We start from the raw sequence: 16642 nt of genomic DNA, 5'->3' as shown, positions 1-16642 counted from the left end.
CCGGCAACCGGCCGATCGGAGAAAAAGGGCCAGAAATGCATATCGCCGTCTGCCTTACCTATGTTCCCGACCCGGATACGATCGAGGTCGATCCCCTGACCGGCGAGATCGATAGCGGCCGCACGCTCCACATTCTTAACCCGGCGGATGCCGTTGCCTTGGAGATGGGGCTGCGCCTGCGCGCCACGGGCGATACGTTAAGTGCGCTGACCGTGGGTCCCATCGAGGCTGAAACGGTGCTGCGCGAGGCGCTCGCCGTCGGCGCCGATCGGGTGCTGCGCCTGTGGGACGAGGGACGATCGGGCACCAAGCCCGCCGTCACCTCCATTCTCATCGCGGCGGCCCTGCGCACCGAAGGCCTGCCCGATCTGGTGCTGTGCGGCGGCCGCAGCCTGGAGCGCGGTTCGGGGAAAATTCCGGCATTGCTGGGCGAATACCTGAACTGGCCCGTCGTCACCGAGATCACCGAGCTCAGCGTCGATGCCGCGCGCGTTCATTTTCACCGGCGCCTTGATCGTGGCGCCCGCTCCGAGGGGGAAGTCACCATGCCGGCGGTCCTCGGCCTCGCCGCCGGCGGCGTCCGCTTGCGCTATGCGAGCCTGCCCGGCCTGATGCAGGCGAAACGGGCGGCCATCCCCGCGCGTGACCTGCCCGATCTCGGCCTTTCCCCGCTCGATCTGGCGTTTCCGTCATCGACGGTGCATGCGGCGATGCCACCGCGACCCCGGCCGCGAACGATCTTCATTCCCGACAGCAGCCTGTCCCCCGAAGAACGCATCGCCCAGATCATGTCCGCCGGAATCGCCCAGAAGGCGAGTGAGATCATCGAGGGATCGCCCGAGGACATGGCCGATGCGATCATCGCCTTCCTGCGCGCGCGTGGCTTCCTGGACGAGACGGTGTGACCAATCACCTCGCCGATCAGACCTGGCCGGAGGTGGCCGAGGCCGTCGCTGACGGAGCTCGCACGGTGATCTTGCCGCTGGGCGCGACCGAACAGCATGGTCCGCACCTGCCGATGGGCACGGATACCGTCCGTGCGCAGGCGCTGGCAGAACGCCTCGCAGCGCACCTTACGGACGCGATCATCGCACCGGCGCTGCCGATCGGCTGCTCCGACGAGCACATCGGGTTCGCCGGACTGCTGAGCCTCGAGCATGAGACCCTCGCCAGCGTCATCGTCGATTGCGCGCGGCGGATGAGCGGCTGGGGCGTGCGCCGGCTGGTGCTGCTCTCGGCCCACGGCGGCAATGTCCGCGCGATCGAGAGCGCGTGCGCGCGCCTTGGCGATGAACTGCCCGAGCTCGAGGTTCGGCCCCTCGGCTGCTCCACCGCCGCGTCGGCGGCATTGATCGCCATCGCGCGAGCGGACGGGATTTCACCCGAGGCACTGGGACTGCACGCCGGCGAGGGCGAGACCTCCGAGATGCTCTGCCTGCGTCCCGATTTGGTCCGTCGGGAACGCATCGTCGCGGGGTATGTCGGGCCGGCCGACGACCTCATGTCCAGGCTCATCGACGCCGGACTGCGCCCGATAACACCCACCGGCACGCTGGGGGACGCCCGATATGCCGACGGCTCGCGCGGGGAGCGCTACTTGGCTCAGGAAATCGCCGACTACCGGCGATGCCTGGCCCATTCCGCGAGTTCGGCGGCGGCGAAGGATCGGGACCCACCGATGAGCGGGGCAACCGCATGACCGGGACAGACGGATGATCGAAGCCGGGGCGCGCGTTGCTGAACCGTCGGCGACGGCCGCGAGCGGTGCGCTGGTCAACTTGTGCGCCGCCGATGGGGCGCGCTATGCGCTTCAGCCGAACCTCGAACTCGTCGCCGACCGGACGCATGCACAGGTCGGCAGCGGTGTCCTGTTTTCGGCACGTCCGCTGCTGGCAATGCGCCTGAGCGCCTTGGCATTTTCGCTGCTTTCCGCGCTCGGACAGGGGAGCACCGCAACCGAGGTCGCGCGGCGCGTGCCGGGTGTCTCGGCGCGCGAAGCGGCGACCTTCCTTGACTCCCTCGTTTGCCGCCGCCTGCTCATCCGCACGCCGGCAGCCCTCGTCCGCTGGCCGCGGGTAACGATCATCGTCGCCGCACGCAATCGCCCGGCGGCGAGCCGGAGGTGCGTCGAATCCCTGCTCGCGATCGACTATCCGGGCGAGCGCGAGATCCTCGTCGTCGACGACGCATCCGAGCCGCCGCTCCGCACGGTCCTTGGCGATCTGCCGATCCGCCTCCTGCGCTGCGCGCGCAACATCGGCCCGTCCGCCGCGCGCAACCGCGCCGCCGCCGAGGCGGAAGGAGAGCTGGTGGCGTTCATCGACAACGACTGTGAGGCCGACCCCGCGTGGTTGCGGGTGCTTGTGCCGCATTTCGCTGATCCGAGGATCGGCATCGTCGGCGGGAGGGTCATAGCGCCGCCCCCGGACGGGCGCATCGCCGCATTCGAGACCGTCCGTTCGCCGCTTGATATGGGGCCGAATGCCGGGCCGGTCGGGCCGAATGAGGCGATCGCCTATCTGCCGACCTGCAACCTAATCGTTCGCAGCGACATTCTGCTCGCCGAGCGCGGGTTCGCCAGCGAAATGCAGCTCGGCGAGGACGTCGATTTCATCTGGCGCGTGCTCGAACGCGGCCACAGCGCCTGGTACGAACCGCAGGGCCGGATCGTCCATCATCATCGCGATCGCCTGGGCGCGCTGCTCGCCCGCCGCGCCGATTACGCCTCGTCGGAGGCAGACCTGCAGTGTCGTCATCGGCAAAATCGGCGCACCTTGCGCCTGCCGCGCGTTTCGCTCCTGGCCCTCGCCACCGTGACGATCGCCCTGGTTTCTCCGCCGCTGGCCCTGGCAGGGACGATGCTGATCGCCGCCATCGTCGCCTTCGAGGTACGGGCGAAGTGGAGCCGTTTGCGCGGCATGGGCCTCCTCGTCTCCCTTGGCGACGTCGGTGCGGCGCTCCTGCGCGAGCACGGCGCCGCGCTCTATCACCTGAGCGCCAGCACCGTGCGCTATGAGGGGCTCATACTTCTCGCCGCCGGACTTGTTGTGCCCGCCCTGCTCCCGGCGATCGCGGTTCTGCTGCTCACCGCGCCCGTCATCGATTATCGCCGACTGCGCCCACCGCTCGCACCTTCGACGTTCGTCGGTCTGTACTGGCTGGAAATGGCGGCTTATCAACTGGGTGTTTGGCGTGGATGCCTGCGGCGCCGCACGCTTCGCCCGTTTCTGCCGCGCGTGCGGTGGGAACGGTGACGTGCGGTGCAACACTCAAGCGGCGCTCGCGGAGCGATCGGGCGTTCGGCGCCGCACGCCACGACGGACAATGATACGTCCAACGGAGGTAGGAAAAATGCTCAAGGAATACGAAAGCGACGGAACGAACGTCGATACCGAAACGCCTGGCGGAAACGCGGCAGCCGGCTTGACGCCGCCACCTTCAGCGCCTGTCGCAATCACCGTGCCGCCGTCGGACAAACTGCGCATTCTCGAGGAAGTCGTCATCGAGGAAGTCAGCATCGACGGGATGTGCGGCGTTTACTGATCCTCGCCAGCGCACGCGGCCGTGGCCGGTTTACGCCCGCGCGGTCGCGGCGCATGACAGCCGGCAGGAGGTCCAAATGGGCAAGCTTGACGGCAAGGTCGCTCTGATCACCGGCGCCGCCCGCGGCCAGGGGCGCGCGCACGCGGTGACGATGGCCCGGGAGGGGGCCGACATCGCGGCGCTCGATATCTGCCGCCAGCTCTCCTACCCCCGTTATCCGCTTGCCACCACCGATGATCTCGCCGAGACGGTCAGGCAGGTGGGCGAACTCGGGCGCAAGGCGTTGCGCATCGAAGCCGACGTCCGCAGCGCCGAGGACATGGAGCGGGCGGTCGCGGAGACGGTCGGCACACTCGGCCACATCGATATTCTCGTCTGCAATGCCGGCATCGCCGACATGGCGTTGTGCTGGGACATCACCGAAGAGTGGTGGGACATCATGCTCGACGTCAATCTCAAGGGCTGCTGGCTGGCGGTAAAGTACGTGGTGCCGCGCATGCTGGCGCAGAACACCGGCGGGCGTATCCTCATGACATCGTCCGTCGCCGGGCTGCGGGGCGAACCCGGCATGGCGCACTACTGCGCCTCGAAGTGGGGAATTGTCGGGCTGGCCAAGTCCCTGGCCCAGGAACTGGCTCCCTACAACATCACGGTGAATACCCTACACCCGACCGCGGTGAATACCGACATCATCACCGGGATGGCCCAGGCGGCGGGAATGGCGCGGCACGAGCTCGTCGATTTCATCTTCACCGGCCACTCCCTGCCGGTGAAGCTCATCGAGGCGATGGATGTCGCCAGCGCCGCGCTGTGGCTCGCCTCCGATGACGCGCGTTACGTAACCGGACATACGTTGAAAGTGGATGCGGGAAGGATGCTGAAATGACGACGCAGGACGGACGGGTTCGACTTGCAGCCGGCGTTGCGATCCGCGCCGAGCGCTTCGGCGGGCTGATCTATCGCTACGACAACCGCCGTCTCTACTTCATCCATTCGCGCATCGCCGCTGATTTTCTCCTCGGGCTTGATGACAGCTCTTCGCTCGTCGACGCCGCCCATGCATTCGTGCAAAGCCAAGGCCTGACGGCGGAGCAGGTCAAGCCGTTGCTCGACAGCGTGGCGCAGCTTGAACGCATGGGCCTTCTTGTCCGCGACACCGATCCGTCCGCCGGGCCGGCAAGTCCCCTTGCGTCCGTGCCGACATCTCCGTCAACCGGGCTCACCCACCGCTGAGGGTCAGGCGCGCGCCGCCGCGGCCATCCCGCGCCGATCTGTGCCGGTCGTCCGCCGGGGACGCCATGCGCGCAAGCGCAGCGAATTGCACACGACGCAGGTCGAGCTGAGCGCCATCGCCGCGCCTGCCAGCGCCGGGCTGAGTTCGCCCGCGGCGGCGAGCGGCAGGCCGACGAGGTTGTAGACGAATGCCCAGAACAGGTTCTGGCGGATCTTCAGCCACGTCGCCCGCGAGACGTCGAGCGCCGCCGGAACCAGGCGTACGTCGGGTCGCATCAAGGTAATTCCGGCGGTCTCCATGGCGACATCGGTGCCGGTTCCCATGGCGATGCCAACGTCCGCCGCCGCCAGCGCCGGTGCGTCGTTGATGCCGTCACCGACCATCGCCACCACCTTGCCTTCGCTGCGAATGGCACTGACGGCAGCCGCCTTCCCGTCCGGGCGCACGGAACCGCGCGCCGCGTCAAGCCCGAGCTCGCGGGCGACGGCGGCGGCGATGCGCTCGGTATCGCCCGACAGCATCCGCGTTTCGATCCGTCGTGCCTTCAACGCCGCGACGGCGACGCGCGCTTCCGCGCGAAGTGGATCGGCGATTCCAAGGATACCGGCGACCGTTCCGCCGATGGCGACCATGGCCGGAGTGCGCCCCGCCAATTCCATTGCGGCGAGGTGCGCTTCGATATCGGCCGAGAGCCCGATGCCCTCGCCATCCATGAGGGCGCGATTGCCGATCGCGACCGTCACGCCGCCGATGCGACCGATCACTCCCATGCCCGGGCGACTGCGCACCGCCTCCGCCGGCGAGGGCGATATGCCCCGCTCACCGGCGTAATCCAGAACCGCCTTGGCCAGCGGGTGCTCGCTGCCGGCCTGAATCGCCGCCGCCGCCGCGAGTACCTCCGTCGAGTCCCGCTCGATGGGCTCGATCTGAATAACCTTTGGCTGCCCAAGGGTCAGCGTTCCCGTCTTGTCAAAAACAACCGTATCGATCCGGTGCGCCCGTTCCAGCGCTTCGATGTCGCGGATGAGCACACCCGCCCGCGCGGCGGCACCGGTGCCGGCGACGAGCGCCGTGGGTGTGGCAAGACCGAGCGCGCACGGGCAGGCGATCACCAGAACCGAAACCGCGGCGATCAGCGCCGCCTCGAAATCGGCGGTGACGAGCATCCAGCCGACAAACGTCGCCGCGGCAAGCGCGATGACGACCGGAACGAATACGGCACTGGCCCGGTCAACCAACCGCTGCACGGGAGCCTTGCCGACCTGCGCGTGCTCGACCAGCCGAATGATGCGAGCGAGCGTTGAATCGGCGCCGACGGCAACCGCGCGCATCCGCAGCCGGCCGGTTCCGTTGATCGCACCACCGGTAACCGCGTCGTCCGCGCGCTTTGCCACCGGCAGGCTCTCGCCGGTGATCAGGGATTCGTCGACCTCGCTCTCACCGTCAAGGACGCTGCCATCGACCGGAATGCGTTCTCCGGGAAGGACGACGAGAACGTCGCCCGCCGCGACGCGGGCGATCGGCACGGTCTCCACCGCTCCGCCGCGTTCAATCCGCGCGGTTTCCGGGCGCAGCGCCATCAGCCGGCGGATCGCCGCCGTCGTTCCCCGCTTGGCGCGGGCCTCGAGCCATTTCCCCGCCATGACCATGGTGATGATGACCGCCGCGCCCTCGAAATAGAGATGGCCTCCGGCCTGCTCACCGGACCGCAGCAGCATCGCCAAGCTGAACGCGTAGGCGGCACTAGTGCCGAGCGCCACCAGGACATCCATGTTGCCGGAGCCGCCGCGTAACGCCCGCCAGGCTCCGCGATAAAACCGGGCGCCGACGACGAACTGCACGAGGCTGGCCAGCGCCGCCTCGACATAAGGGCTCATATGCCAGGCAATGCCGAGGGACATCGCCGCCATTTGCGCGACCAGCGGCGCCGTCATCGCGGCCGAGAAGGCGAGCAACCATAGATCGCGGCGCGCCTGACGCTGCTGTCCATCTTCAGCGTCGTCAGCCGTCCCCTCGCCCGTCGGCACATCCGCCACGTACTCCGTGGCGCCATAACCGGCGCGCTCGACGGTTTCGATCAGCACGCTCGCCTCCGGGCCGCCGGGCTCGAGGTCAATTTCAGCGCGCTCAATGGCAAGATTGACCGAGGCGTCGCGCACTCCCGGAACCCGCCGCAGCGCCTTCTCCACTCGCCCGGCACATGCAGCGCAGGTCATGCCGGTAACATTGAGGGAAACCGCGGCGCGATCCGGCGCGAGAATTTCAACTCGGTTCATCGCGGCGTCATCGGGCATTCGCTTTTCCTCGTATCGGCACGTCCCGGACCGCATCGCGCGCTCGGTGGGTACCCCGCGTGCCCATCGGCGCACCCACCCGATAATAGGGAGTTAAGACTGCGGTGCGCCGAGGGCAACCAACAGGGGACTCTCGCGATCGCGCAAGGGGGGAGCACCCGGCGCCTTGGTCCCTCACCTATCGCCGCCACGCCGGTTGCTTACGCCATAGGCAGTGCTGCCCAATTACGCAACGGCGTCGCCATCATACCGACCACGAGGCGCCGCTCGGCGCCACGCGATCGCCAATCTTGTGCACGTGGCGAAAAAACAGGCGCCGCGCACCAGCCCGCCGTCTTGGCTGATGCCTTGGCCTTGTTCTTGCGTGCTTATCACGCTGTGTCGATCGGGGGCGGTTGGAGGAGGGAGATTCTCAAATGAAGAAGGTACTATTCGCGCTTGGCGTCGCCGTGATGACGGCCGTCGGCATCATCAGCCAAGCCAAAGCAGAAGACACCATTAAGGTCGGCATTCTGCATTCGCTCTCCGGCACCATGGCGATCAGCGAGACGACGCTGAAAGACGCGATGCTGATGCTGATCGATGACCAGAACAAGAAGGGCGGACTGCTCGGCAAAAAGCTTGAGCCTGTCGTCGTCGATCCGGCGTCGAACTGGCCGCTGTTCGCCGAGAAGGCACGCGAACTGCTGCAAAAGGATAAGGTCGCCGCCGTGTTCGGCTGCTGGACATCCGTCTCGCGCAAGTCCGTGTTGCCGGTCTTCGAGGAACTCGACGGCCTGCTGTTCTACCCGGTGCAATACGAGGGTGAGGAAAGCTCGCGCAACGTCTTTTACACGGGCGCCGCGCCGAACCAGCAAGCCATCCCCGCCGTCGAATATCTAATGAGCGAGGAAGGCGGTGGAGCGAAGCGCTGGGTACTGCTTGGCACCGACTACGTCTATCCACGCACGACCAACAAGATTCTGCGCGCCTTCCTGCATTCTAAGGGCGTGAGCGACGACGACATCATGGAGAATTACACGCCGTTCGGCCACTCCGACTGGCAGACGATCGTCGCCGACGTCAAGAAATTCTCCTCGGCTGGCAAGAAGACCGCAGTGGTCTCGACGATCAACGGTGATGCGAACGTGCCGTTCTACAAGGAGCTGGCAAACCAGGGCATCAAGGCCGAAGACATTCCGGTCGTCGCGTTTTCCGTCGGCGAGGAGGAACTCGCCGGTATCGATACGGCGCCGCTCGTCGGCCACCTTGCGGCCTGGAACTACTTCATGAGCGTCGACTCGCCGGAGAACAAGAAGTTCATCGACAAGTGGCACGCCTACATCAAGAACCCCAAGCGCGTGACCAATGATCCGATGGAGGCCCACTACATCGGCTTCAACATGTGGGTACAGGCGGTCGAGCAGGCCGGCACCACCGATGTCGACGCCGTGCGCCAGGCGATGTACGGCCAGAAGGTCAAGAACCTGACCGGCGGCACCGCGGTGATGAACGTCAACCACCACCTGTCCAAGCCGGTGCTGATCGGCGAGATTCAACCGGACGGCCAGTTCCAGGTCGTCTGGCAGACCAAGGGCGAAGTCGTCGGCGACGCGTGGTCGGACTTCATTCCGGAGAGCGCCAAGCTGACCGCCGATTGGACCTACCCCTGGGTCTGCGGCAACTGCCAAAAGCCGAAATACGGCGCAGCCGTGCCGGCTGGCCTCTAACGCCTTCAGCGCGGATGGCGGCCGCGCTTTGCGGCCGGCCATCCGCACGTCACCGCCCTCCCACCGGGAAATCGAGATGATGAGCCACGCGGCGCGCTGGAATTTGCGGCTCTTATCGGCCGTCTTCGCTGCATTCCTGATTGCGTTAGCCGCGACTCCCGCGGATGCCGACGACGTCGAGCAACTGGTTCAGGCGCTCGGCGATCGCAATTTCTCCACCAAGATCACCGCGGTCGGGGACCTCGCGGCAACCGGCGATCCGCGCGCCGTGCCCGTGTTGGACGCGATGCTGGCCGGGGACCTCGCCGTCCGCAGCAGCGATTCAAAAGTGGTGATCATCGAGCACAGCGGCCGAACGATGATCGTGCGCGATCCGCTGACTCTCGCCGAGATCGGGGAAGCACAGCCGGCGGACATCGACGCGATTACCGTCAATAACCGATTGCGCGGGGTCCTGCGCGGCGCGCTCGGCGGCCTGACCTTGCTGAGCCCGGACGCAGATCGCCGCCGTGCCGCCGCTGACGCGGTGTTCAAGACCGCGGACGCGACGCTTTTGCCGCTGCTCGAAAAGGCGCAGGCGCGCGAGACCGACACCGGCGTGCGCGAGCGGATGGACCGGGCGCTGGCGGCGATGCGCGTCAGCACGGCGACCGGCGTGGACCAGCGATTGGCGGCAATCGCGACGTTACGCGGATTCCCCGACCCCGACGTCCGTTCCCTGCTGGCAAATATCGCCGCCTCCGACACCGACCCGGCGGTGCATAAAGCCGCGAGAGATGCGCTGGACCATGTCGAGCTGCGGCTGACGCTCTGGGGACTGCTCGGCAACGTCTTCCAGGGGGTGAGCCTCGGCTCGGTGCTTCTGCTTGCCGCCGTCGGCCTTGCCATCACCTTCGGGGTGATGGGCGTGATCAACATGGCGCACGGCGAAATGGTGATGCTCGGCGCCTATACGACCTTCGTCGTCCAGGACCTGTTTCGCACCTACGCGCCCGGCGCCCTCGACTACGCGCTCCTGGTGGCGGTACCGTCCGCATTCGTCGTCACCGGCCTGGTGGGGATCGCCGTCGAACGCAGCATCATCCGTTTCCTTTATGGCCGCCCGCTGGAAACGTTGCTGGCGACCTGGGGTCTCAGCCTGATCCTCCAGCAGGTGGTGCGCACGGTGTTCGGGCCGAGCAACCGTGAGGTCAGCAATCCGAGCTGGATGAGTGGAGCGGTCGATCTCGTCGGTGGCCTGACCCTCACCTATAACCGCATCTGGATCATCGTTTTCAGCCTCGTCGTCTTCGCCTTGCTGATGCTGCTCATCCGCGGCTCGGCGTTCGGCCTGCAGATGCGCGCGGTCACACAAAACCGGCGGATGGCGGCAGCGATGGGGATCCGCACCGGGGCGGTCGACGCCCTGACCTTCGGTCTCGGCTCGGCCATCGCCGGCATCGCCGGTGTCGCCCTCAGCCAGATCGACAACGTCAGCCCCAACCTCGGCCAGTCCTATATCATCGACAGCTTCATGGTCGTCGTTTTCGGCGGTGTCGGGAACCTCTGGGGCACCCTCGTCGGCGGACTGAGCCTGGGGCTCGTCAACAAGTTCCTCGAGCCGTATGCCGGCGCCGTTCTCGGCAAGATCCTCGTGCTCGTCGCCATCATCTTGTTCATTCAAAAACGGCCGCGCGGACTCTTCGCGCTCAAGGGCCGTGCGGTGGAGAATTAAGCCGTGGCCCTTATCCGCACGACCCCGGGCCGCTCGTCCAGCAACGTCGCCGCCGTGATCACCATCGCGGTACTGATTGCTGCGGCGGTCCTCGTCCCGGTCTCGAATCTCACATTGTCGAGCGACTCGCCGCTGCACATCCCGACATACCTCGTCAGTCTGCTCGGCAAGTATCTGTGCTTTGCCCTGCTCGCGCTCAGCGTCGATCTGATCTGGGGGTACTGTGGCATTCTCAGCCTCGGTCATGGCGCCTTCTTTGCCCTCGGCGGCTACGCCATCGGCATGCACCTGATGCGCGAGATCGGCACCCGCGGTGTCTACGGCAACGCATCGCTGCCGGACTTCATGGTGTTCCTCAACTGGAAGGAACTGCCGTGGTACTGGCACGGGTTCGATTCCTTCCCATTCGCCGTCGCCATGGTGATGGTAGTGCCGGGGCTGCTGGCGGCGGTATTTGGCTGGTTCGCCTTTCGCTCGCGCGTGACCGGGGTTTACCTGTCGATCATCAGTCAGGCACTGACCTTCGCGCTGATGCTGGCGTTCTTCCGCAACGACATGGGCTTCGGCGGCAATAACGGGCTGACCGATTTCAAGGACGTGCTCGGCTACGACCTGCAGGCCGACACCACGCGCGCGGCGCTATTCGCGCTGACGGCATTTCTTCTCGCCCTCGCCTACGCCGCTTGCCGGCTGATCACCGCCTCGCGCCTCGGCAAGGTCCTGGTGGCCATCCGTGACGCGGAGAGCCGGGTGCGGTTCCTCGGATACCGGGTTGAGTACTATAAGCTCTTCGTCTTCGTCTTCTCCGCGGTGCTGGCGGGGATCGCGGGCGCGCTCTACGTTCCCCAGGTGGGGATCATCAATCCGTCCGAATTCGCCCCCGCCAATTCGATCGAGATCGTCATCTGGGTCGCCATCGGCGGACGAGGAACGCTTCACGGCGCCATCCTCGGCGCGCTTTTGGTCAACTACCTGAAGACTTACCTGACCGGCGCCATTCCCGAGATCTGGCTGTTCGCCCTCGGCGGCCTGTTCATCGCCGCAACCCTGTTTCTGCCGAAAGGCGTGATCGGCATCCTCGGTCGGGGGACCCGTGAGGCGATCCCCGAGCCAGCGGAGGCCGCCGCCGCTGAAACCGGCAAGGGAACGGGAAAGGTCCAGGAGCCCGCGCGATGACCGCACCGCACATTCATGCGCGCCCCGAGCGCAAGGACACGATCCTTTACGTCGATGGCGTGACGGTCAGCTTCGACGGCTTCAGGGCGCTAAACGAACTCAGCCTTTACATCCTCGCCGGTGAGATGCGCGCGATCATCGGTCCGAACGGCGCCGGCAAGACGACGATGATGGATGTCGTTACCGGCAAGACCAAGCCGGATACTGGCGAGGTCGTTTTCAACGGCGGCATCGATCTGACCAAGCTCGACGAGGCACGCATCGCCAATCTGGGCATCGGGCGAAAGTTTCAAAAGCCGACCGTGTTCGAAAACCACACGGTCCTGGACAATCTGGAGCTGGCGCTCACCGGCCAGCGCGGCGCGTTCGCCTCGCTGTTCTTCCGCCTGTCGGGCGCGCAGCGCCGCCGCATCGATGAAGTGTTGCAGACCATCGCGCTGACGGCGCACCGCTCCCGCTTCGCCGGTGCCCTATCGCACGGCCAGAAGCAGTGGCTGGAGATCGGCATGCTGCTGATGCAAGATCCCGACTTGTTGCTGATCGACGAGCCGGCGGCGGGAATGACCGACGCCGAGACCGCGGCGACGGCGGTGCTGCTCAAGGAGATCGTCAAGAACCATTCGGTCGTCGTCGTCGAGCACGACATGGTGTTCGTCCGCGCCCTCGACTGCCACGTGACGGTGCTGCACGAGGGCTCGGTGCTGGCGGAAGGCTCGCTCGATACGGTGCAGGCCAACCAGCAGGTCATCGAGGTCTATCTCGGACGATGAGGCGATCGATGCGAAGGATGGGCGAAGGGATGCAAACGACGCGACGTGAAGCGGAGGCGCGCGCATGTTGAGCGTCGAGAACGTCGATCTGTTCTACGGGGCATCGCAAGCGCTGCGCGGCGTCAGCCTCGAGGTGCGCAAGGACGCGGTCACCTGCGTGATGGGCCGCAACGGCGTCGGCAAGACCAGCTTGATGCGGGCGATCGTCGGCCAGCAGGGAATCCGCTCGGGGCGCATCGTCTGGGAGGGCGAGGACATTACCCGCCTTGCGACCTACGAGCGGGCGGCGCGGGGCATCGCCTTCGTGCCGCAAGGGCGGGAAATCTTTCCGCTGATGACCGTCGAGGAAAACCTCAAGACCGGGTTCGCCGCCGTCTCCCGATCGCTGCGCCACGTCCCGGACGAGATCTTCGAGCTGTTCCCGGTGCTGCGCACGATGTTGGCACGGCGCGGCGGCGACCTGTCCGGCGGCCAGCAGCAGCAGCTCGCCATTGCCCGGGCGCTGGTCATGCGCCCGCGCCTGCTCGTTCTCGACGAGCCGACCGAAGGCATTCAGCCCTCGATCATCAAGGACATCGAGCGGGTCATCCGCCTGCTCGTCCGCCGCGGTAATCTCGCCATCCTGCTGGTTGAACAGTACTTTGATTTCGCACGCAGCCTCGCCGACAACTATGCGGTGATGGACCGGGGCGAGGTCGTCGTCGCCGGCAAGGGCGCCGAGATGGTGGAGGCGGATGTCCGTCGTCATCTCACCGTCTGATCCAGGCATATCCTCGCGCGCGGGTCCGGCGTCCGCCCGGTCCGGTGCGACCCATGGAATCGCCGATCTTCGCTTCCGCGCCGACGCCGGAACGACCCGGCTTGCCGGACTCGATCAGCGCGCCCCACTGCGCGCGCTGTTTCCCGCCAGCGCCGACGACGGGCTTGCGAACGCCGTGCTCGTCACCACCACCGGCGGGCTTGTCGGCGGCGATCGCCTCGACGTGCGCGTCATCGCCGGCGCCGGCGCCAACGTCCTGGTGACCGCCCAGGCGGCGGAGAAGGTCTACCGCTCGCTGGGCGCCGACTGCCGGGTGAGCATCGATCTGAACGCCGCCGAGGCAAGCTGGCTGGAATGGCTGCCGCAGGAGACCATCCTGTTCGAAGCGGCACGCCTCGAGCGGACGACGCGCATCGACGCCGCCGCGGGTGCCCGCGTGCTCGCCGGTGACATCCTCGTCTTCGGCCGGCGCGCCCGCGGTGAGACGCTCACCCAGGGGCGATTTCGCGACGCCTGGCAGGTCCACCGCGCGGGGCGGCTGGTCTGGGCGGATGCGCTCGCCGGCGCCGGCGATCTCGCCGCCGTGCTCGCCGCGCCCGCCTGCCTCGCCGGCGCCGCGGCCATCGCCACCGCCATCTATCTCGCCGACGACGCGGCGAAGCTCGTCACCATCGTCCGTGACTTGACGGGAGAGGCGGACGGGGGCGAAATGGCGGTTGCCGTCACCTGCATCGCGGGCGTGCTCATCGTCCGCTGGCTGAGCCGCGACGCCAGAGTGTTGCGGTCTGCTTTCGGGCGATTTTGGGCGACGTTCCGCCGCCAGGTGGGCGGCTGGACCTGCGCGCTGCCGCGCGTCTGGTGCGTATGAATGAATAAAAGGGACCATGGGGACAGACGATGCATCTTAGCCCGCGTGAAAAGGACAAGCTGCTCGTTTCCATGGCGGCGGAAGTGGCACGCAAACGCCTCGCCCGCGGGGTCAAGCTGAACTATCCCGAGGCGGTGGCGCTGATCACCGACTTCGTCGTCGAGGGCGCGCGCGATGGCCGCATGGTCGCGGACCTGATGCGCGACGGCGCGACGGTGCTGTCGCGCGATCAGGTGATGGAGGGCGTCGGCGAGATGATCCACGAGATCCAGGTCGAGGCGACCTTTCCCGACGGGACCAAGCTGGTGACCGTCCACGAGCCGATCAGGTGATAGGAGCACGGCGATGATCCCCGGAGAAGTCTTCCCTGCTGAGGGTACGATCACGCTGAACGAGGGGCGGCCCACGGTGACGCTGCTCGTCGCCAACAGCGGCGACCGGCCGATCCAGGTCGGCTCGCACTACCACTTTTTCGAGACCAACGCCGCGCTCGACTTCGATCGCACCACGGCGCGCGGCTGCCGCCTCGATATCCCCGCCGGCACGGCGGTACGCTTCGAGCCGGGGCAAAGCCGCGAGGTCACGCTCGTCGCCTATGCCGGAGCGCGCCGGGTGTTCGGCTTCAATGGTCTCGTCGACGGCCCGCTCGAACAGGCCTGAGGAGCAATGTGGCGATGATGCCGGCAACTGTGGTTTTCGTCATGCACGGAGGTGATCCGCGCACCTACGCGGCTCCGTTCGGCCGACTGTCGACGGTGACGGCGTGGATGGCCGGGACGAGCCCGGCCATGACGTGGTGAGGAGCGAGCACCCGTGCCTTTTCCCATTTCGCGCACCGCCTATGCCCAGATGTTCGGCCCGACGACGGGCGATCGCGTACGCCTGGCCGATACCGACCTCATCCTCGAAGTCGAGGCGGACCGGACGATCTACGGCGAGGAGGTGAAGTTCGGCGGCGGCAAGGTCATACGCGACGGCATGGGCCAGAGCCAGCGCAGCCGGGACGAGGGCGCCGTCGATACCGTGATCACCAACGCGCTGATCGTCGACCATTGGGGCATCATCAAGGCTGACATCGGCCTCAAGGACGGGCGGATCGTCGGGATCGGCAAGGCGGGCAATCCGGACATCCAGCCCGGAGTCGACATCATCATCGGCCCCGGGACCGAGGCCATCGCCGGCGAGGGGCGTATCCTGACCGCCGGCGGGATCGACGCACATATCCACTGGATCTGCCCGCAGCAGGTCGAGGACGCGCTTTATTCGGGCATCACCACCATGCTCGGCGGCGGCACCGGCCCCGCGGAGGGGACCAATGCCACCACCTGCACGCCGGGCCCCTGGCACCTCGGCCGCATGCTGCAGGCGGCCGAGGGGTTGCCGATGAACCTCGGCTTCTTCGGCAAGGGCAACGCCACCAAGCCGGACGCGCTGATCGAACAGGTGGTGGGCGGCGCCTGCGGGCTGAAGCTGCACGAGGACTGGGGAACGACGCCCGCCGCCATCGACGCCTGCCTTTCGGTCGCCGAGGAGACCGACGTTCAGGTCGCCATCCACACCGATACGTTGAATGAATCCGGCTTCGTCGAGAACACCATCGCCGCGTTCGATGGGCGCACCATTCATGCCTTCCATACCGAGGGAGCCGGTGGCGGTCACGCGCCGGACATCATCAAGGTCGCGGGACTGATGAACGTACTGCCGTCGTCGACCAATCCGACACGGCCGTTCACCGTCAATACCCTCGACGAGCACCTCGACATGCTGATGGTGTGCCACCACCTCGACGCCCGCATCCCCGAGGACGTGGCCTTCGCCGAAAGCCGCATCCGCCGCGAGACGATCGCCGCCGAGGACATTCTCCACGACCTCGGCGCCTTTTCGATGATCTCCTCCGACAGTCAGGCGATGGGCCGGGTCGGCGAGGTGATCATCCGCACCTGGCAGACCGCGGACAAGATGAGAAAGCAGCGCGGGCCTCTGGTGGGAGAAGCGCCGGGCAACGACAACCTGCGGATCAAGCGTTATATCGCCAAGTACACGATCAACCCGGCGCTGACCCACGGCATCGCCGCCTACGTCGGCTCCGTCGAGGTCGGCAAGCTCGCCGACCTCGTCCTGTGGAAGCCGATGTTTTTCGGGGTCAAGCCGGATCTGGTGTTGAAGTGCGGGGTGATCGCCGCCGCGGCGATGGGTGATCCCAACGCCTCGATTCCGACACCGCAACCCGTTCATTACCGGCCGATGTTCGCGGGCTTCGGCCGCGCGCTGGTGCACAGCGCGGTGACGTTCGTCAGCGCGGCCGCGCACGAGTCCGGCATTGGCGACGCGCTGGGGCTATCGAAGCCGCTCCTCGCCGTGGGCGGAACCCGCCAGTTGAGCAAGAAGGACATGGTGCTGAACAATGCCACGCCCGCGATCGAGGTCGATCCCGAGACCTACGAGGTTCGGGCCGACGGCGCCCTTCTGATCTGCGAGCCGGCAACGGTGCTGCCCATGGCACAGCGCTACTTCCTGTTCTAGGAAGCGCTGGTTCGAGCGGCCATGCCAGCAAGAAACGCGTGGGGGATTGCG

16 protein-coding genes are annotated in these 16642 nt (G+C 66.7%); 15 read left to right on the top strand and 1 reads right to left on the bottom strand.

The window, feature by feature from the left end:
• Window positions 1–35 precede the first annotated feature (35 nt).
• The 6 genes from IPK66_05390 to mftB all read left to right on the top strand — a co-directional run bounded on the left by IPK66_05390 (window position 36) and on the right by mftB (window position 4776).
• Window positions 36–905, top strand: a complete 870-nt coding sequence (locus IPK66_05390; protein ID MBK8174715.1) for a hypothetical protein — start codon at window positions 36–38, stop codon at window positions 903–905.
• On the top strand, window positions 902–1699 hold the full coding sequence (gene mftE, locus IPK66_05385; GenBank protein MBK8174714.1) for a mycofactocin biosynthesis peptidyl-dipeptidase MftE: 798 nt from the start codon (window positions 902–904) through the stop codon (window positions 1697–1699). The genes IPK66_05390 and mftE overlap by 4 nt, the downstream gene beginning before the upstream one ends.
• Before the next feature lie 13 nt (window positions 1700–1712).
• Window positions 1713–3254 carry a mycofactocin biosynthesis glycosyltransferase MftF gene (gene mftF, locus IPK66_05380; protein MBK8174713.1) on the top strand — a complete coding sequence of 514 codons (1542 nt, stop codon included), beginning with the start codon at window positions 1713–1715 and terminating at the stop codon, window positions 3252–3254.
• A 97-nt stretch (window positions 3255–3351) separates the two neighbouring features.
• The gene (gene mftA, locus IPK66_05375; GenBank protein MBK8174712.1) at window positions 3352–3543 is read left to right on the top strand and encodes a mycofactocin precursor; all 192 of its coding nucleotides are present in this window, start codon (window positions 3352–3354) and stop codon (window positions 3541–3543) included.
• A gap of 76 nt (window positions 3544–3619) precedes the next feature.
• Window positions 3620–4429: a mycofactocin-coupled SDR family oxidoreductase gene (locus tag IPK66_05370; GenBank protein ID MBK8174711.1), complete on the top strand. Its 810-nt coding sequence runs from the start codon at window positions 3620–3622 to the stop codon at window positions 4427–4429.
• Window positions 4426–4776 (top strand): mycofactocin biosynthesis chaperone MftB, encoded by a 351-nt coding sequence (gene mftB / locus IPK66_05365; GenBank protein MBK8174710.1) that lies wholly within the window; start codon window positions 4426–4428, stop codon window positions 4774–4776. Before IPK66_05370 ends, mftB begins: the two co-directional genes overlap by 4 nt.
• A 3-nt stretch (window positions 4777–4779) precedes the next feature.
• Here mftB and IPK66_05360 read toward each other — a convergent pair whose 3' ends face one another.
• Window positions 4780–7053 carry a copper-translocating P-type ATPase gene (locus IPK66_05360; protein ID MBK8174709.1) on the bottom strand — a complete coding sequence of 758 codons (2274 nt, stop codon included), beginning with the start codon at window positions 7051–7053 and terminating at the stop codon, window positions 4780–4782.
• A 434-nt stretch (window positions 7054–7487) separates the two neighbouring features.
• Between IPK66_05360 and urtA the strand changes: the two genes are divergently transcribed.
• The 9 genes from urtA (at window position 7488) to ureC (ending at window position 16591) form a co-directional block, all read left to right on the top strand.
• Window positions 7488–8780 (top strand): urea ABC transporter substrate-binding protein, encoded by a 1293-nt coding sequence (gene urtA, locus IPK66_05355; GenBank protein MBK8174708.1) that lies wholly within the window; start codon window positions 7488–7490, stop codon window positions 8778–8780.
• 79 nt (window positions 8781–8859) lie between these two features.
• Window positions 8860–10494: an urea ABC transporter permease subunit UrtB gene (gene urtB / locus IPK66_05350; protein ID MBK8174707.1), complete on the top strand. Its 1635-nt coding sequence runs from the start codon at window positions 8860–8862 to the stop codon at window positions 10492–10494.
• Window positions 10495–10506: 12 nt separating this feature from the next.
• Window positions 10507–11670, top strand: coding sequence for an urea ABC transporter permease subunit UrtC (urtC, locus tag IPK66_05345; GenBank protein MBK8174706.1), 1164 nt, complete (start codon window positions 10507–10509; stop codon window positions 11668–11670).
• Entirely contained in the window at window positions 11667–12440 is a 774-nt protein-coding gene (gene urtD / locus IPK66_05340; GenBank protein MBK8174705.1) for an urea ABC transporter ATP-binding protein UrtD, read from the top strand. Before urtC ends, urtD begins: the two co-directional genes overlap by 4 nt.
• Before the next feature lie 64 nt (window positions 12441–12504).
• On the top strand, window positions 12505–13200 hold the full coding sequence (urtE, locus tag IPK66_05335) for an urea ABC transporter ATP-binding subunit UrtE (GenBank protein ID MBK8174704.1): 696 nt from the start codon (window positions 12505–12507) through the stop codon (window positions 13198–13200).
• A complete protein-coding gene (locus tag IPK66_05330; protein MBK8174703.1) occupies window positions 13175–14068 on the top strand; it encodes an urease accessory protein UreD in 894 nt (297 codons plus the stop codon). Before urtE ends, IPK66_05330 begins: the two co-directional genes overlap by 26 nt.
• 29 nt (window positions 14069–14097) lie before the next feature.
• A complete protein-coding gene (locus IPK66_05325; GenBank protein ID MBK8174702.1) occupies window positions 14098–14400 on the top strand; it encodes an urease subunit gamma in 303 nt (100 codons plus the stop codon).
• Between the two features lie 13 nt (window positions 14401–14413).
• Window positions 14414–14728, top strand: coding sequence for an urease subunit beta (locus IPK66_05320; GenBank protein ID MBK8174701.1), 315 nt, complete (start codon window positions 14414–14416; stop codon window positions 14726–14728).
• Window positions 14729–14881: 153 nt separating this feature from the next.
• Window positions 14882–16591: an urease subunit alpha gene (gene ureC, locus IPK66_05315; GenBank protein MBK8174700.1), complete on the top strand. Its 1710-nt coding sequence runs from the start codon at window positions 14882–14884 to the stop codon at window positions 16589–16591.
• Window positions 16592–16642: the final 51 nt, after the last annotated feature.

The sequence above is a fragment of the Rhodospirillales bacterium genome, from assembly GCA_016712595.1.
Classification (GTDB): Bacteria; Pseudomonadota; Alphaproteobacteria; order Rhodospirillales; family Defluviicoccaceae; genus Defluviicoccus.
This window is presented reverse-complemented; position numbering and strand designations above follow the sequence as displayed.